We start from the raw sequence: 22,349 nt of genomic DNA on the forward strand, positions 1-22,349 counted from the left end.
CATCTAAAATCTAAAATCGGCAGATTCTTAGTTGGTAAATAGGTTTTGAAGCCAATACCGGGATACTCCTAGTTAATCAAATGTAAAATTGAGGTAAATACCAAATTGTCTAAGCAAGATTTAATTGAAATGGAAGGGACAGTGACGGAATCTCTTCCCAATGCGATGTTTCGCGTTGACCTAGATAATGGGTTTAACGTGCTAGCTCACATTTCCGGCAAGATTCGTCGCAACTACATCAAGATTTTGCCCGGCGATCGCGTCAAGGTCGAATTAACTCCCTACGACTTGACCAAAGGCAGAATTACATATCGCCTTCGGAAAAAATAGGCTTAGATAAAACTTTCTAAAAACTAATTTTAAGTTTTATTAGAGAGAACTTGGTAAAAAGCTTCAAATTTATGCTATAATGCTACGTTTGTAGTGTTGGCGAGAAGGGCGTCAACAACCCACCAGCGTAGAGGGCTAAGTGACTGCTACGCGGTAAAAGTATCGATCGCCCAAATTTGGGTGCAAGCGAATTTGACCCCAACAAAGGGAGTGGGTGCAAGCGGGCTCCTTCAAGAAACAACCCGTACTTTATACAATTTAATCGAGGAGAGGCCTACACCTTGCCCAGCCTCTCCTCCCACCGCTCTACGGGCCAGCGTGGCTGAGTTCCGGTAGAGCGGGGTTCTCCAGGCAGGAAGAAAGATGAAAGTTCGAGCATCTGTCAAAAAGATTTGTGAAAAATGTCGCGTCATCCGCCGTCGCGGTCGAGTGATGGTGATATGCACTAACCCAAAACACAAACAGCGCCAAGGTTAGAAAACAGCAAGATTGGGCGCTGCACGCAAGTGCCGCCTCATTCAACATTGTAGCCAAACAGGAAAACTAGGGAGACAAAAGTGTGGCACGGATTGCCGGGGTAGACCTTCCACGCGATAAGCGCGTCGAAATAGGTCTGACATACATTTTCGGAATAGGCCTGTCGCGGGCCAAAAAAATAATCGCTGCAACAGGCGTAAATCCTGACACTCGCGTCAAGGATTTAACAGAGGCCGACGTGACACTTCTGCGGGCTCATGTAGAAAGCACCTACCAAATCGAAGGAGACCTCCGGCGCTGGGAGTCAATGAACATCAAGCGCCTGATGGATATCGGGACTTACCGGGGTAGGCGTCACCGTTTGGGTCTGCCTGTGCGGGGCCAACGAACCCGTACCAACGCCAGAACCCGTCGCGGCGTTCGCCGAACAGTGGCGGGCAAGAAAAAGGCACCTTCCAAGAAGTAACTTCTTTTTGGAAAAACTACGCTGGGGGCTGCTGGCTCCTAGCGCTTCGGGACATTAGTTGAGAGAAACGTTAAAGAGACTAATATGGCGCGACAACAAACAGGCAAGAAATCTGGTGCAAAAAAACAGAAACGGAATGTACCCAATGGGGTAGGCTACATCCAGTCTACCTTCAACAATACGATTGTGACTATTACCGACCTCAACGGGGAAGTAATATCCTGGGCATCGGCAGGTTCCAGCGGCTTTAAAGGAGCGAAAAAAGGGACTCCCTTTGCAGCTCAAACAGCAGCAGAAAGTGCAGCCCGCAGGGCCAACGACCAAGGAATGCGCCAAATAGAAGTAATGGTGAGCGGGCCCGGAGCAGGTCGAGAAACTGCTATTCGGGCTCTGCAAGGGGCGGGACTGGAAATTACCCTGATTAGAGATGTTACCCCGATTCCTCACAACGGCTGTCGCCCTCCCAAGCGGCGTAGAGTCTAAAACGATTTGAGATTTTAGATTTTAGATTTTGGATAATGGTTAACTGCTTAAAATCAAAAACTAATAATGGTTTCAACTGTTGCCCCGTCCGTCCAAAATCCGAAATCCGTTCAGGGGTATGCTCTGCAATCTAAAATCCAAAATCAAAAATCCAAAGTGGAAAAGGGAGGTCACTCCGTGGCGCAGTTTCAAATTGAATGTATAGAGTCTAACACTGACAAAGACCGCAGTCAGTACGGAAAATTTGTTCTAGAACCCCTAGATCGCGGTCAGGGAACAACGGTTGGGAATGCGCTTCGGCGAGTGCTGCTGTCAAATTTGGAAGGAACGGCAGTAACTTCAGTCCGCATCGCGGGTGTCAATCACGAGTTTGCCACGATCGAAGGGGTACGGGAGGATGTTCTGGAAATTCTCCTGAACATGAAAGAGGTGGTTCTTAAAACTCATTCCCAGCAGCCGCAAATCGGCAGGTTGCGGATTGAGGGGCCAGTCACAGTTACTGCCGATCGATTCGATTTACCTTCTGAGGTGGAATTGATCGATAAATCGCAGTACATTGCGACTCTCTCCCCCGGTTCAGTTCTGGAAATGGAATTCAGAATTGAAAAAGGCATCGGATATCGAGCAGTAGACCGCAGTCGCGATGATGGGTCGGCTTTGGATTTTCTCCAAATTGATGCCATCTTTATGCCGATTCGCAGAGTCAACTACAGCGTTGAAGATGCTCGGTTGGGTGGCACGGCCGAGAAAGACCGGCTGATTATGGAAATCTGGACTGATGGCAGCGTGACTCCTCAAGAAGCTCTGAGTCAATCTGCCCACATCCTGGTAGATTTGTTTGCCCCTCTCAAAGACATCACCCACGATTCTCTCAAACCAGAGTATCCAGGTGAGGCCGATCCTACGAGCCAAATCCCGATCGAAGAATTGCAGTTGTCAGTCCGGGCTTACAACTGTCTCAAGCGGGCTCAGATCAACTCAGTCGCAGACTTATTGGATTATAGCCAAGAAGACTTGCTAGAGATCAAGAACTTCGGGCAGAAGTCCGCAGAAGAAGTGATTGAAGCTTTACAAAAACGCTTGGGGATTACCCTGCCGCAGGAAAAATCAGCTAAAAGTTAATCAACGGGTAACGGGTAAAAAAGTGCCGAATTTTAAGTGGGTGAGTTCTTAAAAACCCAGAATTCACCCCCGGAGTTCGCAGACTATCTATCCCCGCGCCCAATTACCAATTACCAATTACCAATTACCATGCGCCACCGCTGTCGCGTCCCCCAACTAAACAAACCGGCTGACCAGCGCCGCGCCATGTTGCGCTCGCTGACCACCGAATTAATCCGTCACGGTAAAATCACTACCACTCTCGCCCGCGCCAAAGCGCTGCGCCCAGAAGCGGACAGAATGATTACCCTGGCAAAAGAAGGCTCCTTGGCCGCTCGCCGCCAAGCTATGGGCTATATCTACGACAAACAGTTAGTACACGCCTTGTTTGAGGCCGCCGCAGAACGGTACGGCTCGCGCAACGGGGGTTACACCCGCGTAGTGCGAACTGTCCCCCGTCAAGGAGACAATTCCGAAATGGCGATCGTTGAACTGGTTTAATGAAATTTTGGGTTGGAGATTTTTGATTTATGACTGACAATCCAAAATCCCCAATCGAAGATGCCCGATCGATACAGCGCGTTGCTTTAGTGATCCAATACATCGGCACTAACTTTCACGGCTGGCAGCGACAGCCGAACCAGCGTACAGTACAAGAAGAAATTGAAACAGCAATATCGACTGTCCTGCAACGTCCGGTAACGCTGCACGCTGCCGGGAGAACTGACGCAGGAGTTCATGCGGCTGCTCAAGTAGCCCATTTTGACGCCTGCGGCCCAATTCCGGCTCACCGCTGGGCAAGCGTTCTCAACTCTCGACTGGCAAAAGATATTTTAATTCGAGCTTCGGCAAAGGTGGAACCTACCTGGCACGCTCGGTTCTCAGCCAGTTGGCGGCGCTATCGCTACACCCTTTATACAGACCCGATTCCTAATTTGTTTGTGCGTCCTTATGCTTGGCACTGCTACCACGCGCCTGTGGACGAATCTTTGATTCAGGAAGCTTTGACACCGCTAATCGGGCGGCATCACTTGGCGGCTTTTCACCGCGCGGGGTCTGCCCGCCCCCATTCTTGGGTGGACGTACAAGCAGCAGAGTGTCATCGTTCTGGGCCTCTTATCTATATCGAGGTTCAAGCGAGCGGGTTTCTGTACGGGATGATGCGGCTGCTGGTGGGGTTGCTGGTGCAGGTGGGTCGCGGGGAAAGGGCGATCGACAATTTCACAGATATCTGGGTCAACGAACGCCGAGAAATGGTAAAATACGCCGCTCCCGCTCGAGGTTTATGCCTGCTGCGGGTTGGATATTCAGAATTTCCCTTTCCCCCAGATGTTTGGTACGATACTCAGCCAAAATTAGTTATTGGTTATTAGTTATTGGTTATTAGTTATTGGTTATTAGTTATTGGAAACAACTAACAAATAACAAATAACAACTGACAACTAACAATGAACAACTAACAAATAACAAATAACAACTGACAACTAACAATGAACAAAACTTACGTCCCTACTCAAGACTCCCTAGAGCATAAGTGGTACGTGGTCGATGCTGCCGACCAGCGCCTGGGCCGTCTGGCAACAGAAGTTGCCATATACCTCCGGGGCAAACACAAACCCACTTACACTCCTTCAATGGATACCGGCGACTTTGTAATTGTCATCAATGCTGACAAAATCGCTGTTACTGGTAAAAAACGCACCCAGAAAATCTACCGCCGTCACTCTGGCAGACCGGGCGGCATGAAAACAGAAACTTTTGCCAAATTGCAAGCACGTTTGCCCGAAAGAATCGTCGAAGAAGCTATCCGGGGAATGCTGCCTCACACTTCTCTGGGCCGACAACTGTTTACTAAGCTAAAGGTGTACGCTGGCCCCAACCACCCGCACGAAGCTCAAAAACCAGAAGAATTAATTGTTCACACGATTCCGGGAGGAAATGAGTAATGCAAGCAACAGATACATCCGGCCGCGCCGTTTACTGGGGTACTGGCCGCCGCAAGCGTTCAGTAGCGCGGGTACGTTTGGTTCCCGGCACAGGCATACTGACTGTCAACGGTAAAGAAGGGGATTTGTACCTGCAATTCAACCCTACCTATTTGGCACTCGCTAAGGCTCCTCTGGAAACTTTGGGTCTGGAAAATGAATATGACATTTTGGTAAAAGTCGAAGGTGGTGGTTTGACCGGTCAAGCTGACTCGATTCGCTTGGGTGTCGCTAGAGCGCTTTGTCAGTTAGACCCGGATAACCGCAAGCCTCTGAAGACTGAGGGCTATTTGACTCGCGACCCGCGGGCAAAAGAGCGGAAAAAGTACGGTTTGCGGAAAGCTCGGAAGGCTCCTCAATACTCGAAGCGGTAATCGAGCAAAGAAGGAAGAAGGAAGAAGGAAGAGGGAAGAAGGAACAATTATCCAGATTCCATCCTTCTTTTTTTCAAGGTCTATTTCTGATTCCTGATTCGCGCTTTCGCAGCAAACGATTGCGGAAAATTCCTGCTGTTGTTGGTAGGTAAGTCCGATGACAGCTAAAATGGTTGTAAAGTCAAAAATTAGAGAGTAAAAAAAATGGCGAAAGATGGCATTCACCCTGAGTGGTATCCCGAATCTCAGGTTTTTTGCAACGGGGAACACGTGATGACGGTTGGTTCGACTAGACCAAAGCTTCAAGTTGATGTTTGGTCGGGGAATCATCCTTTTTATACTGGCACTCAGAAGATTATTGATACTGAAGGTCGTGTGGAACGCTTTATGCGGAAATATGGCATGACAGATGTAGAAATGCCGCAGGCAGATGCTTCCTCTGGCCCTCTGAAAATGGAAGACCCGAAAGCAGATGCTGCTAAGGCTGCTGCTAAAGGGAAAAAGAAGAAGTAGCTGGATTGTCATTTGTCCGCAGTCGGTTAAGAGTAGTGTTTTCTACAAATAACTGACTGCTATAGGATTTGAGATTTTAGATAAAAGACTTGCCGTAGCGGGCAGTTTAGTTCGATCGAGATTCTCTCCAAACTGCTCTTGAGTTCTAAAATCAAAAATCTAAATTTAAACATCTCAAATCGAACCGCTCTCGGATTGGAGGTTTTAGATAGAAGACTTGCCGTAGCAGGCGGTTGAGTTAAATCCAATTAAGTTCGATCGCGATTCTACTCCAACTGCTCTTCAAATCTAAAATCTAAAATCTAAAATCTAAAATCTAAAATCGATTGACGGAGGACAACTGACAATGGCTGAATCTTATTTGCTGGATAAATTGAAGTCGGTAGAGCAAACTTTTAATGAGTTGACTCGCCGCATGGCTGACCCGGATGTCGCTAGGGACAATTATGAGTTTCAACGGGTGGCAAAAGCTCGATCGTCCTTGGAGGAAGTGGTCGATACTTTTGCTCTGTGGAAAACGACTCAGGAAGATTTGGTGGGCGCGCGACAGGTGCTCAAGGAAGCTGCGGGCGATCGCGAAATGCAAGAAATGGCTGGACTGGAAGTTGATGAACTTGAGTCGAAGCTGGAAAATTTGGAAAGTCGTTTGAAGGTGTTGCTGCTACCGCGCGATCCGAACGATGACAAGAATATTATGCTGGAAATTCGCGCTGGTACTGGCGGAGATGAGGCTAGTATTTGGGCGGGGGATTTGCTGCGGCTTTACACTCGCTACGCTCAAACTCAAGGCTGGCAGGTGAAATTGGTCAGCGAGTCGCTGGCGGAAATGGGCGGCTTTAAAGAGGTGATTCTGGAAGTTACCGGCGATAGCGTGTACAGCCAACTGAAGTTTGAGGCTGGGGTGCACCGGGTGCAGCGGGTGCCTGTGACTGAGGCTGGCGGGCGGGTTCACACTTCAACGGCGACGGTGGCTGTGATGCCGGAGGTGGATGATGTGGAGATTCACATCGATCCGAAGGATATTGAGATGAGCACGGCTCGATCGGGCGGTGCTGGCGGTCAAAATGTGAACAAGGTGGAAACTGCTGCGGATTTGTTTCACAAGCCGACGGGTATTCGGATTTTCTGTACTGAGGAGCGCAGTCAGTTGCAGAATAAGGAGCGGGCGATGCAGATTTTGCGGGCTAAGCTTTATGAGATGAAGTTGCGGGAACAGCAGGATGAGGTGAAGTCGCGGCGTTTGGCTCAGGTTGGTACTGGTTCGCGATCGGAAAAGATTCGCACCTACAACTATAAGGATAATCGGGCTACCGACCACCGTTTGGGGGAAAATTTTTCGCTCAATAGTGTTTTGGAAGGGGATATTGAGGCGATTATTCAGACTTGTATTTCTCAGGATCAGCAGGAACGTTTGGCTGAGTTGGCTGCTTCTATTAATTGATGGAGTGATGGGGAATTAGGCACATTTTTGGGTGTGCCTTTGTTCTGTGATGGCTCGGCGGATGTGGTGGAGCAGGGCGTCCCAAATTGCATCGGCGCTTTGGACGGGATACTTGAAATGTTCGAGGTCGTATTGTACTATAATTTCTAGAGGTGCTAGGGTTTGCTGGTTTCTACAACTGGCAATTGTGGCGATCGTCTCTTGCTCCCATCTGGCAAATAGTCTGTAGCTGAAAAAGGAACTGCATTTTTGTCCTTTCTTGTTCAGGTAAACGACTATTACCTGATGTTGTTTGGGGTAGACTTTGACTATGCGGTTGACGGGCATTTTCAGGGCTTCGGCTGCTTCTATTTTGGAGATTTGCCAGCACTGGGGTTTGAGCCAACCGGAGGCTGTGAGGCTTTGACGGGTGTTGCGTGTCTTGCGAGTCATTTTTACTACCCCTGATTTGCTACAAATACAATTACGATTTCAAAAGTATTTACACTTTAACTGGTAAACTTTTTGCTGTCAAGCAAGAAAGACAGATTTTTTGGTAGATAAGTAAACTAGGAGTTGTGTTGATCTGGTGACTAATACTGTGGACGCAGAAGCTAGGAAGAAACTGAGCGAAGTTGTTAAGCTAGCCCGTGGCGACCTGAGTTTTAGCGCTTTTGGTAGGCTATTGGGAGTCTCTGGGTCTGCTGTTCAGTATTGGGAAAAGGGCCAGGTACTCCCGGATACGAAAAATTTGACTCAGATTGCGGCAAAAGCGGGCTTTACAATGGAAGAGTTGATGGCTCATCTCGAAGGTAAGCCAATGCCGGAACCTGTTAATACCAACGAACTGCTGAAGAAAATTCAGTGTATGCCGATTAGTGAGTTGGCAGTGATTGGTAGAGCTGTGATGGATAGGCTCGCTGCTGCTGCTGAGTCTTCTGGGTAAGTAGAGTAGATTGCGAGTTTTTTGAAGGCCTCTCTTGGTCATTGTTATTTCTCCCAAGTCTGTCTTCAATAAATTGAATAATTTGAATTTATTTAAAAATATTATCTGTTAAATGTTCTGCTGTCAAGCAAGACAGACAAATTTGTTGGTACACAAGTAAACTAAGAATTGTGGTTATCTGGTGGCTGATACCGTGGACGCAGAAGCTAAGAAAAAACTGAGTGAGGTTGTTAAATTAGCGCGGGGCTCGATGAGTTTGACCGCTTTTGGCAAATTGTTGGGAGTTTCTGCTGCTTCTGTCTTGTATTGGGAAAAGGGGCAGGTACTTCCAGATACGAAAAATTTGACTCAGATTGCTACAAGAGCAGGCTTTACGATGGAAGAGCTCATGGCTCATCTCGAAGGCAAGCCGGTGCCGGAACCTCTGGATACCAACGAGCTGCTTAAGAAAATTCAATGTATGCCACTGAGTGACTTAGCAGTGATTGTTCGAGCTGGTATGGATCGACTGGCTGCTGCTGCTGTAGCTTCTGGGAAGTATGGTTGAGCTGGTACAAATCCCGATCGCACTTGAAAAATTTCCACCACTCGTGATTATCACAAATCGAGTATTTTGTCAAGTCAAAATCTACTTTGTTCTGGAGTTCGATCGCCCTTATGGACTGACGCACTCCGACAAAGAAACCGGGTTTTTACCTAATCTGTCGGTGACAACGAAGTATTTTCCTAAAAAACCCGGTTTCTGGGCCCCTATACGATCGCCCTTATCCGAAAATCACTCGCTAAGATCCCTGACTCAAAATATCTAAAAACTCTCGGACAACGCGATCGGGTTCTTGACTGCACCTGTGGGCCTCGCAATAGTGGATGGTGAAGATGCCGTGGGATGCAAAGATGCGATCGCGCGTTTCATCTTTTTCTGTGTCGGGATGCGATATTTCCAGAATTCCCCATTTGCCTTGGTGGAAAATGAGAAAATCTGGTTCTTGGTTTTGTCGGCCCGAGGGTGTGGTGAGGCGGGCTTTGGAGTTGGGGAAGAAAAGGACGGAAGTGCGATCGAGTGCTTCGGCAATTTTTACTTCTTCTTCGCAGCGAAAGCGCAAATCGTTCCAGTAATAAATCCGTTCTTTTGTGCTTGACAGAAATCCCTGGTTATGGGCGTTTTCAGCCTTGATAATTCTATCTGATACTGTATGATAATCAGATAGAATTGCACCGTGTAAATCTGTTGATGAATCAGATTCACTTAAGGGCGATCGCTATGAGGGTCAGTGGGAGAATGGCAAGCGCAACGGTTTTGGGGTAATGATATACACTAACGGCACTCGTAAAGAGCAATTTTGGAATAATGGTGAATTAGTTCAATTACCGACAAGTCCTTCACCAGAGTTTTTACCCAGTGCTTCACCAAGTCCTTGATAATTAAGAGTATGTGCTTGAATTACGATCGCACTTCTATCCTCACTTCTTCCCCACCTTGTCTCATTGCTTGCAAAAAGGCTGTTTAAGTACGATCGCCCTTTCGTCAATTTTCAACCAACACAAAACCACGCGCACTTCATTCTCGCCCTCAATCTCGTAAAAAACCCGGTTTCTTCCAACTCAACGAAGTGGTCACAAACCGGGTTTTTCCGCAATACTTAGTTATCGTTCTCAATCTTGTAAAAAAAAACGGTTTCTCGATTCGTCAATTACAAATATCGAGTTAACTGCACTCGATAGCGTTCTTTTTTTGTTACCATAACTTCCCCAATTTCCAATCTTCCCTTACCGCTAACGGCGATTAAATCTCCAGATTTAACGTGATAACTAGATTGGGTGATATCTTTCCAATTAACTCGCACATCGCCTCTGTCAATAAATTCAACCATTTTGCTGCGAGACATGGCAAATCCGGCCGAAGCAACAGCATCCAATCTCATCGATGCTTCAACGGTTGTCATTTCTTTCTTTTTCGGTTCTCTAATTTTGAGCTCGCTCAATTCAATGCGCCGAGTTTTCACCGGAACCGATCGCACTTGCTGCAAACTCATCTCCAAATACTCTACCATCTCCGGCATGACAATCGCTTGCGCGCCGCGTTCGCCCAACACAATCACATCGCCAGTTTTCTCGCGGACAATTCCCGTACCCAACATCGCCCCCAAAAAGTCGCGGTGAGAAGCTGTGTCGAACAAGAAATTGCCAGCAATTTCTACCGCAGCAACGTTAACGCTACCAGAGTCGATCGGGATATCCGATCGCGCGATCGCAATTCTCTGCCTTTCAGCTTGCGGGTAGCCGCCCCAAGCCACTAATTCCACATCAGTTAAGCGCTTAAATACCGTCATAGTGTCCGCCAACTCCGGCGGCGACAGAAAATCAGTCAGAGTAACTTCCCAAGTTTTAATTGCTTGTTCCGCTTGGTCGATCGCCCGCGCCACACATTCACGATTTTCGATGCCTTTTAACAGTTCTTCTCTTTGTAACATCAGTCAATTTTAGATTCTAATTTGAAATTGGCAAACCTTGCTGTAACTAAAAAGTCTACTTTTTAAACAGTCGCACTACTTTAATTATAGTCTAAAATCGTCAAATCAGGATATGATTAATTTTGTTGCTGATAAAGCTGATTTGATTAGTACGATCGGTTGTAGCAAATGGTTCGCACGCGCGATCCTTGCTGATTGCGCTACCGGACATGATGTTAATCAGCTATCGCGCACTGTAAAATTTTACAGTTTATTCTTCGTCTTCACCCGCATATATAGTTCTTCCATCGCCTCAATAAACGAACCATCCTTGTGCCAAAACTGGGGAAAATCTCCCTGTTTCTTCACCACGATCGCACTTACGCCACTTTGCACCCCCACCTCAATCGTCTGCGGTAATCGCTTCGCACCGTGCCAAAACTCCTTCAGGCTGATTGTTTGCGCTTCATGCGCGATCGCCCGCGTGTAATAGGAATCCACCGCCACAGGGGCCGCTGCATCCGCCGTCAACTCAGCAGAAAGCGCCATTCCCAAAGGCGTTTTTGCCAATTCGCGGTGCAGCACCTCCTTAGAAAGTCCCCGTAATTCAAACAGTAAAAACGGATCTTTGTCCAATTCGGCCGCCACCAAATAATAAACTCCCGCAATATGTTTGCAGGGATTACTATAGTCTGGACAAGAGCAAGTCGTTGTAAAGTCCTCGCGGCTGCTGGGTAAAAGGTGCAATCCAAAGGGTGAAAAAGCCTTTTCAATATTGTCTGGCATTTCGTTGAGCAGCAGCCGAGAAATGAAGCTGGCTTTTGATGCCATTTGGGCGATCGCCACTTTCCACTTTGCCTGACTAATCGGCTCAAACTCAATTTTAGTTTTGTACAGCGGCTCCTTATAAACCCCATAATAAGGATTAACCGATCCTCTCACCTCTGCCATCACTAACCCATCATTCATTTTAAAGCTTTTTACCTTACCATTCCGTGCATAGGCACGTCCCCTTCCGAGCCGCCCAGAATCGGTAAATCTTTCCAGCCCATCGATAAATTTATTGCCCCACCAAGTCCGAGTAAATTGTGACATAAGCTGTTCTGCATTTAATATTGTATATTTCGATGAATCTCAAAAATCCTCTCCCAATCTCCCAATCTCCCCCTCTCCCACTCTTATAGCAATCCTAAATCATTTGTGAATTTCTTACTCCCTCCCCTTACCAAGGGGAGGGTTGGGGTGGGGTAAAAAGTTTACAACTCCTGCAAGGATTGCTATATGTTGTTTCTCCTAATCTAGAACCGCATTTTTATTGAGCTTAATTAATTTCTTAAATGCCTCATTATCCAACTCAGTCAACCACGACTCATCCGCACCAATAATTGAGCCTGCCAATTTCTTTTTGTCCTCAATCATTTGGTCAATCTTTTCTTCCAAAGTGCCAATTGCCACAAACTTATGCACAAATACATTTTTTTCCTGCCCGATCCGAAACGCCCGATCCGTCGCCTGATCTTCCACCGCCGGATTCCACCAGCGATCGAAATGAAACACGTGATTGGCTTTTGTCAGCGTAATTCCCACACCGCCCGCCTTCAGTGACAAAATAAATACCGAAGGTTCTGATTCTGGATCTTGAAACTCTGAAATCATCCGTTCCCGTTTTTCGCGACTCGTTCCCCCGTGGATGTAATAAGTGTTATAATGTAAAGTGTGTTTGATGTATTTTTCCAACGCACTTCCCAATTCTGTAAACTGCGTAAATACCAATAAACTTTCGCCTTCAGCTTTCACTTCTTCAATCATTTCGATCAGCCGTTCCAATTTGTGCGATCGCTCCGGTGTAAACTCACTTTCATCTTGCAAAAACTGGCGCGGATGGTTGCAAATTTGCTTCAGCTTCAGCAGCGTCGCCAAAATCATCCCCTTGCGCTTCATCCCTTCCGCCGCATCAATATCTTCCTCTACCTCTTTGACGATTGCTTCATAAAGCGAAGCTTGCTCGCGGGTGAGATTGCAGTATAGTTTTTGCTCCACTTTGTCGGGGAGATCCTGAATAATTGACTTATCAGTTTTCAGGCGGCGCAGGATAAAAGGTTCTACTAATTTTTTCAACGCTGCTGATTGCGTGCGACTCGCATTTTTTTGAATCGGGATCTCAAACAACTTCCGAAACTGCGCCTCTTTTCCCAAATATCCGGGATTGAGGAAATTAAAAATTGACCATAAATCCAACAAGCGATTTTCTACAGGTGTTCCAGTCAGCGCCAACCGATGGGTAGCCGGCAACTTTAAAATCGCCTTTGTTTGTGCCGCCTTCGGATTTTTAATATTCTGCGCTTCATCAATTACCAAGCGATGCCACTCTACACTGCTCAACAGCTTCTCATCTTTGCGCGCCAAAGTAAACGAAGTAATCAACATATCGCAATCTTGGACGGCGGCTTTAAATGCTTTGATATCTTGCAAGCGCCCAGGGCCGTGGTGAATCAGCGATCGCAATTGTGGAGCAAACTTTTCCATTTCCTTTTGCCAATTGCCAACTACGGAAGTGGGCGCAATTAGCAGCGTGGGCAAAACCGAATTTTCCGTCTTTTTAGTAGTAGATAAAACTTCCCGTTCTTGCAACAATCGAGCAATTACCTGCGCCGATTTACCCAAACCCATATCGTCTGCAAGACAGCCATTTAATCCCAAACTTTCCAAATAACTCAACCAAGAAACACCGCGCTTTTGATAATCCCGGAGTTTGCCTTGAAACTTTGCCGGATCTGTAATTAACTCTAGCCGACTCTTATCGTGCAGCTTCTCCAACATATCCGATAAAGCCCGATCGCGCTCAACCTCCAACTCTTCACTGGCTTCTCCTTGGGCTGTCAACTTCATAAAGTCAATCAAGCTGACATCGGGATTCTCTTCGCGATGTTTTTTCCAAAACTCCAGCATCTCCTGCATTTTATCTTTGTCCAGTTCCATCCATTGTCCTCGGAACTGCACCAGCGGTGTTTTGCTATTAACTAACGCCTCCCATTCTTGTTCGCTAACCCGATCGCCTCCGATCGCCAATTCATACTGATATTCCACCAAGGAATCCGCCGAAAACAATCCTTTGCCCTTGATTGCGGCGCTTTTCTTACTGCTGCCCTTGACTTGCAGGCGAATCTTCGCCCGCTGTCGTCCCTTCGGCGTCCACCAAGCGGGGACAATCACTTTGTATCCGGCATCTTCTAATACCCAAGCGGACTCGCTGAGGAAGGTGAAAGCATCATCTAAGCTGAGGGTAATGTTAGCAGGTTGGTCGGTTTCTAGCCCTTGCCAAAGTTGGGGATAAATGCGGGCAGCGTAGCCGAGATTTGTCAGCAAATGTTGCTCGAAGTTGTCACCGAATTGTGTTTGCAACTGTTTTTGTTGAGTCGATCGCGATCGCCAATAATCCTGCAACGGCACCCGCAGAGATGGGTCTTTTTTCGCCGCCACCTGAAACTCTAAAATCCAAGGCTGTTCGGGGTTTTCGGGGGATTGCAATTGAAAGCAAAGGGAGAATGAGTCAGCAGATTGATTGCGCGTAATGCGATCGCGCCAGGTTTGCCATTGCCGGTATTGTTCGAGGCTTACTCCCGCGATTTTTCGTGTTTGGTTGAGACAGATTTGGAGTAAAGAGTCCGAAATTTTATTCTCAAACGATGCTGGAATTGGTGTTTGAGTAACAATTTCTGCGATCGCACATTCTGAAAAATGCCGCAGCAACATTTCGCGATCGTAGAACTTTGGCGTCATATCTGCTAATTTGAGCTTGTTAAAACCAGACGCACAAACTAAAGGCATCCATTCAACATAGCGTTGTAAATCAGTTTCGTACTGTGTTGAAACAATTTCCCATCCCGGATAAATCTCAAAGCTTGGTGCAGTCTTGGCAGTTGTTTTAGTAGTTTTTGCAGTTTTTGCGGTTGTTTTTGTTTCACCGGCTTTCTTGCGCCCGCGCGTGGCTTTTGCAGCGGTTTCTGATGCTTCGACGGGTGCGATCGGAGCAGTTTCTCGATAGCGCAACGCCGGAATATAAAGATCCTTGAGAATAATTTGTTTAAAAAATTGCGTGTAGTGATGCCAGAATAGTAAGTCAGAACCGAACTGAACTTCTGTCAAATCGTAGAGGGCCAGAAAATGCAAATCGTTCAATACTTTGGTGAGGCTGTGGGTGGCAATTGGCAGACAATCGACTTCCCAATATTCTAATTCAAATGTTTCGGGTAACTCTGTCTCTAAATATCGCGCTAACTCTAAAGATGGTAACGGCTGGTTGTCGGCGGCGGGTAGTAAAAAGTACCGAGGGGCGATCGCTTCTAGCCCTCTCGAACTTGTATTTCCGAAGGCTGATAGTTGAATCCCGGCTTCTTTCGTTAAAAACTCTGTTAACTTTGCCGTTTCCAATTGTCGGGGATGAACTTTGCCACGCTGCTTTTTATGTTCAGTAGTTTCAACCCAAATATAAAATTTTCCACCTTGAACAAAACTTTCTTCTGTTTGAGGAATCCAAGTGCCGTGGAGGATTTTCATAGGTCATACCAAATGCAACCTTTGGCAGCCTATCATATCATCAATTAGCGGGAAAAGATAAGACGGCGGTTAAAACCGCTGCTATACAAACGATGTCCGCCTCTGCGGACTCAAGAGAATAAGGTAATTTTACCGCGCTATCTTGAACCGGCGTCGGCAGGTTTTGCTTGTGTAGATGCGGTTTCAACCGCCGAGTCTTCTTACAAATTTAGAAAATATCAGTTAAATCCAAAACAAAACCGGGTAATACATCTTCGCCTGACAGAGTTGCAGGTTCATCTAAAATTTCTACTTCTCTACCTTGACGGGAGATTTCTACTTTTCGATTTTGGCGATCGAGTAACCAGCCCAAACGAGCTCCATTTTTCACGTACACTTTCATTTTAGCCCGCAATTTTTCTAAAGAATCGCTAGCCGATCGCAATTCCACTACAAAATAGGGACAAATCGGCGCAAATTTCTCTTTTTGTTCCGCACTTAAAGCATCCCACCTGTCGCGCCGAATCCAAGCAGCATCGGGAGAAATATCTGAACCCTCGGGCAGTTTAAATCCAGTAGAAGAATCAAAAACTACTCCCAAATGCTTATTTTGTCTGCTCCAAGATGGAAGTTGAAAGTTTAGGTCTGAATTCCGTCTGCCTGTCTCGCTACCCGTAGGTGGCATAATAATCAATCCTCCACTAGCAGTGCGCTCAAATCTCAAATCCCGGTTGTCTAAACACAACTGGAAAAACTGCTCGTCTGTTAATTCGAGCGTTAATTCTAGGGGAGAATGTAGGGCAATAGTTGGTAATTCCATAACTGTAACTGTCTCCAAATATTACATGAGTAGAATGCCAACAACCAACTGCCAACAACCAACAACCAACTAAAAGAGCGGGCACTCTTGGCACCGCCCTACCAACAACCAACTGCCAACAACCAACTGCTTTCCTGTCAACAACCAACTGCCAACAACCAACTGCTTTCCTGTCAACAACCAACTGCCAACAACCAACTGCCAACTGCTTTCCTGTCAACTAACTAAGTCTCTGCTGTATAACCTTGCATATTTTCCGGTTCAAACGATCGCAAAATATTAGCTGCTTTGTCGGTTAAAACGTCAGTACCCTTAACAGCAATCAAAAATTTGCCCGCATTCAAACGGTTGCGGTAGGGTAAAGCATCGCCGCTACCAAAGGCCATTCCTCCGGCACCGCCGACAAATACGCTGCCCATCCCGCCCCCGATTGCACCTAGCAGTCCACCGATGAGGTGATCGCCAATTTCGCCCGCCCAAGCAAAAGTTTTCAACTCAGTCATCAAGCTGAAAGTAACGCCGGCAATAAAGCCAAACGGTATCAGCCAAATAGCCATGAGTTTCGCTTGTTTATTTGCTTGCTGGTTGGGATCTATCAAACCAAATTCATCGGCAGTTTTGTAGCCGCGGCCCAAAATGCTTACTTGCTTCATCGGTAAGCCTTCTTTTTCGAGGGCGCAGTAGGCCGCTTCGGCTTGCATTCGATCGGGGAGTACGGCGATAAGATAATTCATTGACAATAATTCCTGATAGTTAGGTTCGGATACCCGGAATTTATTATAGCCTGAAAAGACTTGCTAGCTAAGCAATTGGGCGTTTTATAGAGGTCGGCCCAGGACGATCGCCCCCAAAGCTAAAATATTTCCCGCAAAAATGACCGACCATGACCGAATACAGATACAATTCAAACTGCACAAAGGCAAGCTTGAGCTGATCTGTCAGATACGGCTCTAAGTCATAAGTCTCAACTTTGAGCTCGCCAACGCTCGGCCTATTTTTACTATTGCACTCGATTGCTTGCTATGCCTAAAGTTCTAGTATCCGATCCGATCGACCAAGCCGGAATTGACATCCTCTCCCAAGTCGCGCAAGTTGACGTAAACACAGGACTTTCCGCCGCCGAACTGGTTAAAATTATTCCAGATTACGACGCTTTAATGATCCGTTCTGGCACCCAAGTTACCAAAGAAATCATTGAAGCCGGAAATCTACTCAAAATCATCGGTAGAGCCGGAGTCGGCGTAGATAATGTCGATGTACCCGCCGCTACCCGCAAAGGAATTGTAGTCGTCAACTCCCCCGAAGGCAACACGATCGCCGCTGCCGAACACGCGATCGCCATGATGCTCTCGATGTCCCGCCACATCCCGGAAGCCAACGCCTCCGTCAAAAGCGGTAAATGGGAACGCAACCGCTTTATCGGGGTAGAAGTCTACAAAAAAACCCTCGGTATCGTCGGTTTGGGGAAAATTGGTTCCCACCTAGCCGCCGCAGCTAAAGCAATGGGCATGAAACTGCTCGCTTACGATCCCTTCATTTCCACCGAACGAGCCGATCAGTTGGGCTGCCGTTTGGTAGAACTAGAATTGCTGATGCGCGAATCTGACTACATCACCCTGCACATCCCCAAAACGCCGGAAACCCTGCACTTAATTAACGCTGAAGTGCTGTCGAAAATGAAGCCCACGGCCAGGATAATTAACTGCGCTAGAGGTGGCATCATCGACGAAGCAGCCCTCGCAGAAGCTATAAAATCAGGCCAGATCGCCGGCGCAGCGATCGACGTTTACGAACACGAACCCCTCGAAGCCGATTCCCCGCTGCGGAGTGTCGGCCAAAACATCGTGCTGACACCCCACTTGGGCGCTTCGACGGCGGAAGCTCAGGTGAATGTGGCGATCGATGTTGCCGAACAAATTCGCGATGTGTTGTTGGGACTCCCGGCGCGATCGGCTGTTAACATACCCGGTATTTACCCAGACTCGATCGAAAAACTCAAACCCTACCTGCAACTAGCCGAAACCCTGGGCAACCTCGTCAGCCAGCTAGCCGGAGGTCGAGTCGATTACCTCAACGTCCAACTGCAAGGCGAATTGGCCAACAACCAAAGCCAGCCCGTAGTCGTCGCCGCCCTCAAAGGCCTGCTCTTTCAAGCCCTGCGAGAGCGCGTTAACTATGTCAACGCCAGCATTGAAGCCAAAGAACGCGGAATCCGCGTCGTCGAAACCAGAGACGCCTCGATTCGCGACTACACTGGCTCTCTGCGCCTCTCGGCCAAGGGAACTCTGGGCGAACACACAGTCACGGGTGCAGTCCTCGGCGAAAGCGAAATTCGGATTACCAGCGTTGACGATTTCCCAGTCAACGTTTGCCCGACTAACCATATGCTGTTTACCCTGCACCGCGATATGCCGGGGATTATTGGCAAAATTGGTTCCCAATTGGGCAGTTTTAATGTCAATATTGCCAGTATGCAAGTGGGCCGTAAAATCGTGCGAGGCGATGCGGTGATGGTTTTGAGCCTTGATGACCCTCTACCAGAGGGCATATTGGCGGAGATTCTCAAAGTTCCGGGAATTCGGGATGCTTACACGGTGAATCTTTAAAGAATTTTAGATTAAGGATTTTAGATTGACATCTAAAATCCTTAATCTAAAATCGTTACAGGGTAAATCTTTAAAGGATTAAGGATTTTAAATCTCAAGTCTAAAATCTAAAATCGTTACAGGGTAAATCTTTAAAGGGTTAAGGATTTTAAATCTAAAATCTCAAACTTGTTCGCTTGCGAAGTTTAAAATCTAAAATCCTTAATTTCAAATCGTTAGAGGGTAATTCTTTGAAGGATTAAGGATTTTATTGAATGCCAATCTAAAAGCTAAAACTTGTTCGTTCGCGAAGTCGAAGAATCCTTAATCTAAAATCGTTAAACGGTAAATCTTTGAAGGATTAAGGATTTTAGAAGCTGCCAATCTAAAATATAAAATCGTTGCACGGTAAATCTTTGAAGGATTAAGGATTTTAGATTTTGGATACAAGGACTGATAATTGGTAATGAGTAATTAGTCATTGGCAAGAAAGCCAGAAAGCTGAATTGTTTCTATTAGTCAATCCTGATTCTTCACTACCCAGTTCCCAGTTGCCAATTCCTGACGGGCCAATCTAAAATCTAAAATCTAAAATCTAAAATTGTTATGGCACATAGCTGGTGGGAAATTAGAATTATTTGCGATCCGGCGCTGGAAGATATCATCTTTTGGCGTTTGGAACAATTTAAGTGTCGGGGAACAGCCACTCAGATCAAAAGCAATTCCTGCCTGATGTCGGCTTATTTGCCCGAAGAACAAGCCCGATTGCTGGATTTGGCTGCCCTGTCTCTGTGGCTGCGACAAGATGCTCTGTGTGCAGGTTTGCCCCTACCTGCGATGCAGTGGAATTTGATTGAAGAGGAGGATTGGGGCAGCACTTGGAAGCAGCACTGGAAGCCTCAAGAAGTGGGCGATCGCTTTTTAATTAACCCCGCATGGCTGCCCGCGCCGACTGATACCGATCGCGTCATCTTGCGTTTAGATCCCGGTGTCGCCTTCGGTACGGGTGCTCACGCTACGACTCAGCTTTGTCTGGAATCTTTGGAAATGCGTCTCGGTTTTGATGACAAAGAGTGCATAGTTGCGGATATTGGCTGCGGATCGGGTATTTTGTCGATCGGCGCGGTGTTGTTGGGCGCTACAAAGGTTTATGCTTTGGATACCGATCCTTTGGCGGTGCGATCGACCATTAGCAACCGACTGCTCAACCGCGTTAACCCGCAGCAGTTAATCGCAGAACTCGGAACGATCGATCGCTTGAAAGAAATGATCGATGAGCCGATCGACGGTTTGATGTGCAACATTTTAGCAGAAGTAATCATAGATTTAATACCGCAGTTCACCGCGATTAGCAAACCGAGTACATGGGCCGTGCTCAGCGGCATTTTGCTCGACCAAGCTAAGCCAATTGCCGATACTCTCGAACAGCACGGCTGGATTGTGGCTACTTTGTGGAAGCGCCAAGATTGGTGTTGTTTTAATATTCGGCGCAGTTAGTGTTCTGAGATTTTCGATACATATATTAGTAGTAGGGTGCGTCAGATTCGATGATTTTGGATGCGTATTGAATCGCTACCAACTGACGCACCTTACAAGTTTTAGGACAGCATTCTGTCTGTAGAAGCACTGCTACTATCAAAGCATAAACAACTTGCACAAAAAAGCTATGGACGTTGAAGAACTATATAGACGCTACGCTGCGGGAGAGAGGGATTTCTCTGGAGTTGATTTAAGTAGTGCTAACTTAAACGTTGCTAACGTGGAAGACCTCGAAGAACTCGAACCAGGTCAGAATGACTTGAGCGGTATCAATCTCAGCGGTAGTAACTTGACTAGAGCCAATCTGAGTTGCGTTAATTTCAGCGGTGCTAACTTGAGTAGCGCCCAACTATCCGATGGCGATCTGAATGAAGCGAACTTGTCTGGTACTAACTTAAGCAATGCCAACCTATTCTATACCAGCTTGATAAAAGCAGATTTGAGTCAAGCCGATCTGAGTGAGGCCAACTTAAACTGTACTCAATTAAACGGTGCTGACCTAAGTCGAGCTAATTTGAGTAAAACCAATTTAGCCGAAGCTGATTTAAGTGGAGCCGATCTAAGTCAAGCAAACTTGAGTGGAGCTAACCTAGAAGAAGTATCACTGGCGGAAGTCAACTTGACTGGAGCTTGTTTAAGAGATACTTATCTGGGCGAGCCCCTGCTAACAAGAGCTAATCTAACAGGAGTAAATTTAAGTGAAGCGATCGTTGATTTAGAGTGGGCTAACATTAGTGGAATTGAAGGGGCAATCTTCTGCAATACCATCATGCCGGATGGCACCATTAGAAATGACAATTCATCTTAAAGTGATTGATAGATCGAGTTTGACTTGAAAATGGTACTGGAGATGGTATAACGCTTCTTAGAAAAATGAGGTATGCGAGCGAGCGATTACCAATTACCGATTGCCGAGCATACCTCATTTTTTTGATAACCGCTATTATGATTTATTTTGATTATGTACTTAGCAAAGTCAAAAGTCTTATGATTCGATTGTTTCCTCAATCTCCAGAGGGAATATTTGAGAAAAAGTCAAGCTCAGTCAATTCCTCGATTTGGTTAATCGTCAGTGTCTATCTCAGCATATTCATCAGTCACAACTTGTCCATCTGGCATGATAGTATTTCGCTTGTAGCTGTCGCCTAAATCGCAACCTTCAACAAGTGCTCCTCTCAAATTTGTCTCATACAGACAAATTTCACCCATCATTGCACCTCTAAGGTCTGCTCCTTCCAGATTGGCTCCTTTCAAGCTAACTTCAAATAAACAAGCATTTTGCAGGTTGGCATTTCGGAGATTAGTATATTCCAAATTACCATCTGTCAAGTTGGCATTACTTAGGTTAGCTCTCTCCAATGAAGCTCTTTCTAGATTAGTTTCTAAACTAGCATTAGACAAATCTGCTTCGTCCAGCATACTATGAGTTAAATCAGCAAAATCCAATCTAGCTGACCTAAAAATAGTACGTCTGAGATTGCTTTCTTTCAGCGTGGTATATGTCAAGTCAGCTTCACTGAAATCAGCTTCACTCAAGTTTACGCCTGTTAGTTTAACACTTCTTAGACTAACCCGACGAAAATCTCTTTCACCCGCTGCATACCTTTTAAGAAGTTCTTCTGCGTTCATAACTTGCCTCTTTAATCTATTTACACTTTCAAATGATAAACTAAAAGTGACAGTGCTACGATGAAAGCATAAACAATTTGCATCATAAAGCTATGAACGCTGAAGAAATACTCAAAAGATACGCCAAGGGACAGCGAGATTTTCGGAGTAGCGAGTTAGAGGGTATTAATTTGAGCGGAGCTGATTTGTCTGGAATCGATCTAGCTGGTGCTAACTTGCGTAGAGCTAACTTTAGTAGAGCGAATTTGAGCCGAGTGTTCTTGGGAGATTGCCACCTGTATGAAGTCCAATTAGAAGGGGCTAACTTAATGCTTGCCACTATGTATGGTGTAGTTTCTATTGACGCTAATTGGAGGGGAGTAAATTTGGATGATGCTAGTTTGGAAGAAGCTTATCTGGTCTCTGTTGACTTAGAAGAAGCTACTCTGAAAAATGTCAATCTGAGTGATGCCAGGTTTGAAAATTGTAACTTGAAAAACGTTAATTTTGAGGGAGCTATTTGGAACGAAACTCTAATGGCTTTAGTTGATTTAACAGGAGCGACAGGGTTCGACCCTGCTGATGTAGCCGGACATCAGATCGTATTGCCTAACGGTCAATTTGTTGAATCCACTTGGGAGTTTACTGAGCAAAAGTATGGAGATATTTAGTTGGAGTAGTCCTTGGTAAACTAACGGACATCTAATTTGCTAAGG

The 22,349-nt window shown here is 46.3% G+C and carries 27 protein-coding genes; 19 read left to right on the plus strand and 8 right to left on the minus strand.

The window, feature by feature from the left end:
* Positions 1 to 105: 105 nt before the first annotated feature.
* The 11 genes from infA to prfA all read left to right on the plus strand — a co-directional run bounded on the left by infA (position 106) and on the right by prfA (position 7,170).
* Positions 106 to 330 (plus strand): translation initiation factor IF-1, encoded by a 225-nt coding sequence (gene infA / locus AACV78_RS19940; protein WP_006276978.1) that lies wholly within the window; start codon positions 106 to 108, stop codon positions 328 to 330.
* A gap of 363 nt (positions 331 to 693) precedes the next feature.
* Positions 694 to 807, plus strand: coding sequence for a 50S ribosomal protein L36 (gene rpmJ, locus AACV78_RS19945; RefSeq protein WP_015178722.1), 114 nt, complete (start codon positions 694 to 696; stop codon positions 805 to 807).
* Positions 808 to 889: 82 nt separating this feature from the next.
* On the plus strand, positions 890 to 1,273 hold the full coding sequence (gene rpsM / locus AACV78_RS19950) for a 30S ribosomal protein S13 (RefSeq protein ID WP_194010360.1): 384 nt from the start codon (positions 890 to 892) through the stop codon (positions 1,271 to 1,273).
* 84 nt (positions 1,274 to 1,357) lie between these two features.
* Complete coding sequence (gene rpsK / locus AACV78_RS19955; protein WP_006634980.1) at positions 1,358 to 1,756, plus strand: 30S ribosomal protein S11; 399 nt, start codon at positions 1,358 to 1,360, stop codon at positions 1,754 to 1,756.
* Positions 1,757 to 1,933: 177 nt separating this feature from the next.
* On the plus strand, positions 1,934 to 2,878 hold the full coding sequence (locus AACV78_RS19960; RefSeq protein ID WP_339383740.1) for a DNA-directed RNA polymerase subunit alpha: 945 nt from the start codon (positions 1,934 to 1,936) through the stop codon (positions 2,876 to 2,878).
* A gap of 129 nt (positions 2,879 to 3,007) precedes the next feature.
* A complete protein-coding gene (gene rplQ / locus AACV78_RS19965; RefSeq protein ID WP_194010371.1) occupies positions 3,008 to 3,358 on the plus strand; it encodes a 50S ribosomal protein L17 in 351 nt (116 codons plus the stop codon).
* 29 nt (positions 3,359 to 3,387) lie between these two features.
* Positions 3,388 to 4,230 carry a tRNA pseudouridine(38-40) synthase TruA gene (truA, locus tag AACV78_RS19970; RefSeq protein WP_194010361.1) on the plus strand — a complete coding sequence of 281 codons (843 nt, stop codon included), beginning with the start codon at positions 3,388 to 3,390 and terminating at the stop codon, positions 4,228 to 4,230.
* A gap of 117 nt (positions 4,231 to 4,347) precedes the next feature.
* Entirely contained in the window at positions 4,348 to 4,803 is a 456-nt protein-coding gene (gene rplM / locus AACV78_RS19975; protein WP_194010362.1) for a 50S ribosomal protein L13, read from the plus strand.
* Positions 4,803 to 5,216 (plus strand): 30S ribosomal protein S9, encoded by a 414-nt coding sequence (gene rpsI, locus AACV78_RS19980; RefSeq protein ID WP_006634975.1) that lies wholly within the window; start codon positions 4,803 to 4,805, stop codon positions 5,214 to 5,216. The genes rplM and rpsI overlap by 1 nt, the downstream gene beginning before the upstream one ends.
* Positions 5,217 to 5,420: 204 nt before the next feature.
* Positions 5,421 to 5,729 carry a 50S ribosomal protein L31 gene (gene rpmE, locus AACV78_RS19985; RefSeq protein WP_194010363.1) on the plus strand — a complete coding sequence of 103 codons (309 nt, stop codon included), beginning with the start codon at positions 5,421 to 5,423 and terminating at the stop codon, positions 5,727 to 5,729.
* A 346-nt stretch (positions 5,730 to 6,075) separates the two neighbouring features.
* On the plus strand, positions 6,076 to 7,170 hold the full coding sequence (prfA, locus tag AACV78_RS19990; protein WP_194010364.1) for a peptide chain release factor 1: 1,095 nt from the start codon (positions 6,076 to 6,078) through the stop codon (positions 7,168 to 7,170).
* 15 nt (positions 7,171 to 7,185) lie between these two features.
* Here prfA and AACV78_RS19995 read toward each other — a convergent pair whose 3' ends face one another.
* On the minus strand, positions 7,186 to 7,602 hold the full coding sequence (locus AACV78_RS19995) for a hypothetical protein (protein ID WP_194010365.1): 417 nt from the start codon (positions 7,600 to 7,602) through the stop codon (positions 7,186 to 7,188).
* Between the two features lie 136 nt (positions 7,603 to 7,738).
* Between AACV78_RS19995 and AACV78_RS20000 the strand changes: the two genes are divergently transcribed.
* Both AACV78_RS20000 and AACV78_RS20005 read left to right on the plus strand, forming a co-directional pair.
* Entirely contained in the window at positions 7,739 to 8,095 is a 357-nt protein-coding gene (locus AACV78_RS20000; RefSeq protein WP_333092052.1) for a helix-turn-helix domain-containing protein, read from the plus strand.
* Between the two features lie 181 nt (positions 8,096 to 8,276).
* Complete coding sequence (locus AACV78_RS20005; RefSeq protein WP_339383734.1) at positions 8,277 to 8,642, plus strand: helix-turn-helix domain-containing protein; 366 nt, start codon at positions 8,277 to 8,279, stop codon at positions 8,640 to 8,642.
* 235 nt (positions 8,643 to 8,877) lie between these two features.
* On the opposite strand, the gene AACV78_RS20010 is transcribed toward AACV78_RS20005, so the two are convergent.
* Positions 8,878 to 9,198, minus strand: coding sequence for a hypothetical protein (locus tag AACV78_RS20010; RefSeq protein WP_194010366.1), 321 nt, complete (start codon positions 9,196 to 9,198; stop codon positions 8,878 to 8,880).
* A gap of 106 nt (positions 9,199 to 9,304) precedes the next feature.
* On the opposite strand from AACV78_RS20010, the gene AACV78_RS28765 reads away from it, so the two are divergent.
* A complete protein-coding gene (locus tag AACV78_RS28765; RefSeq protein WP_194010373.1) occupies positions 9,305 to 9,514 on the plus strand; it encodes a hypothetical protein in 210 nt (69 codons plus the stop codon).
* Between the two features lie 272 nt (positions 9,515 to 9,786).
* Here the strand turns inward: AACV78_RS28765 and AACV78_RS20015 are convergent, their stop codons facing one another.
* The 4 genes from AACV78_RS20015 to AACV78_RS20030 form a co-directional block, all read right to left on the minus strand.
* Positions 9,787 to 10,566 carry a photosystem II electron transport protein, Sll1252 family gene (locus tag AACV78_RS20015; protein WP_194010367.1) on the minus strand — a complete coding sequence of 260 codons (780 nt, stop codon included), beginning with the start codon at positions 10,564 to 10,566 and terminating at the stop codon, positions 9,787 to 9,789.
* A 243-nt stretch (positions 10,567 to 10,809) separates the two neighbouring features.
* Positions 10,810 to 11,640 carry an SWIM zinc finger family protein gene (locus tag AACV78_RS20020; RefSeq protein ID WP_194010368.1) on the minus strand — a complete coding sequence of 277 codons (831 nt, stop codon included), beginning with the start codon at positions 11,638 to 11,640 and terminating at the stop codon, positions 10,810 to 10,812.
* 198 nt (positions 11,641 to 11,838) lie between these two features.
* Positions 11,839 to 15,102 carry a DEAD/DEAH box helicase gene (locus AACV78_RS20025; RefSeq protein ID WP_194010026.1) on the minus strand — a complete coding sequence of 1,088 codons (3,264 nt, stop codon included), beginning with the start codon at positions 15,100 to 15,102 and terminating at the stop codon, positions 11,839 to 11,841.
* Positions 15,103 to 15,310: 208 nt separating this feature from the next.
* Positions 15,311 to 15,901, minus strand: coding sequence for a Uma2 family endonuclease (locus AACV78_RS20030; RefSeq protein ID WP_194010027.1), 591 nt, complete (start codon positions 15,899 to 15,901; stop codon positions 15,311 to 15,313).
* 87 nt (positions 15,902 to 15,988) lie between these two features.
* Here AACV78_RS20030 and AACV78_RS20035 point away from each other — a divergent pair, with 87 nt between their 5' ends.
* On the plus strand, positions 15,989 to 16,129 hold the full coding sequence (locus AACV78_RS20035; protein ID WP_194010029.1) for a hypothetical protein: 141 nt from the start codon (positions 15,989 to 15,991) through the stop codon (positions 16,127 to 16,129).
* Here the strand turns inward: AACV78_RS20035 and AACV78_RS20040 are convergent.
* Positions 16,126 to 16,635: a hypothetical protein gene (locus AACV78_RS20040; protein WP_194010030.1), complete on the minus strand. Its 510-nt coding sequence runs from the start codon at positions 16,633 to 16,635 to the stop codon at positions 16,126 to 16,128. The two genes, AACV78_RS20035 and AACV78_RS20040, sit on opposite strands and share 4 nt — an antisense overlap.
* Before the next feature lie 288 nt (positions 16,636 to 16,923).
* On the opposite strand from AACV78_RS20040, the gene serA reads away from it, so the two are divergent.
* From serA to AACV78_RS20055, 3 genes are all read left to right on the plus strand, one after another.
* Positions 16,924 to 18,507 (plus strand): phosphoglycerate dehydrogenase, encoded by a 1,584-nt coding sequence (serA, locus tag AACV78_RS20045; protein WP_194010031.1) that lies wholly within the window; start codon positions 16,924 to 16,926, stop codon positions 18,505 to 18,507.
* Between the two features lie 585 nt (positions 18,508 to 19,092).
* Positions 19,093 to 19,983, plus strand: a complete 891-nt coding sequence (prmA, locus tag AACV78_RS20050) for a 50S ribosomal protein L11 methyltransferase (protein ID WP_194010032.1) — start codon at positions 19,093 to 19,095, stop codon at positions 19,981 to 19,983.
* Positions 19,984 to 20,152: 169 nt separating this feature from the next.
* The gene (locus AACV78_RS20055; protein WP_194010033.1) at positions 20,153 to 20,833 is read left to right on the plus strand and encodes a pentapeptide repeat-containing protein; all 681 of its coding nucleotides are present in this window, start codon (positions 20,153 to 20,155) and stop codon (positions 20,831 to 20,833) included.
* Between the two features lie 254 nt (positions 20,834 to 21,087).
* On the opposite strand, the gene AACV78_RS20060 is transcribed toward AACV78_RS20055, so the two are convergent.
* Positions 21,088 to 21,654 (minus strand): pentapeptide repeat-containing protein, encoded by a 567-nt coding sequence (locus AACV78_RS20060; RefSeq protein WP_194010034.1) that lies wholly within the window; start codon positions 21,652 to 21,654, stop codon positions 21,088 to 21,090.
* 92 nt (positions 21,655 to 21,746) lie between these two features.
* Between AACV78_RS20060 and AACV78_RS20065 the strand changes: the two genes are divergently transcribed.
* Positions 21,747 to 22,304, plus strand: a complete 558-nt coding sequence (locus tag AACV78_RS20065) for a pentapeptide repeat-containing protein (protein ID WP_194010035.1) — start codon at positions 21,747 to 21,749, stop codon at positions 22,302 to 22,304.
* The last annotated feature ends 45 nt before the right edge of the window (positions 22,305 to 22,349 follow it).

The organism is Tychonema sp. LEGE 07196, from assembly GCF_963890365.1.
Lineage (GTDB): Bacteria > Cyanobacteriota > Cyanobacteriia > Cyanobacteriales > Microcoleaceae > Microcoleus.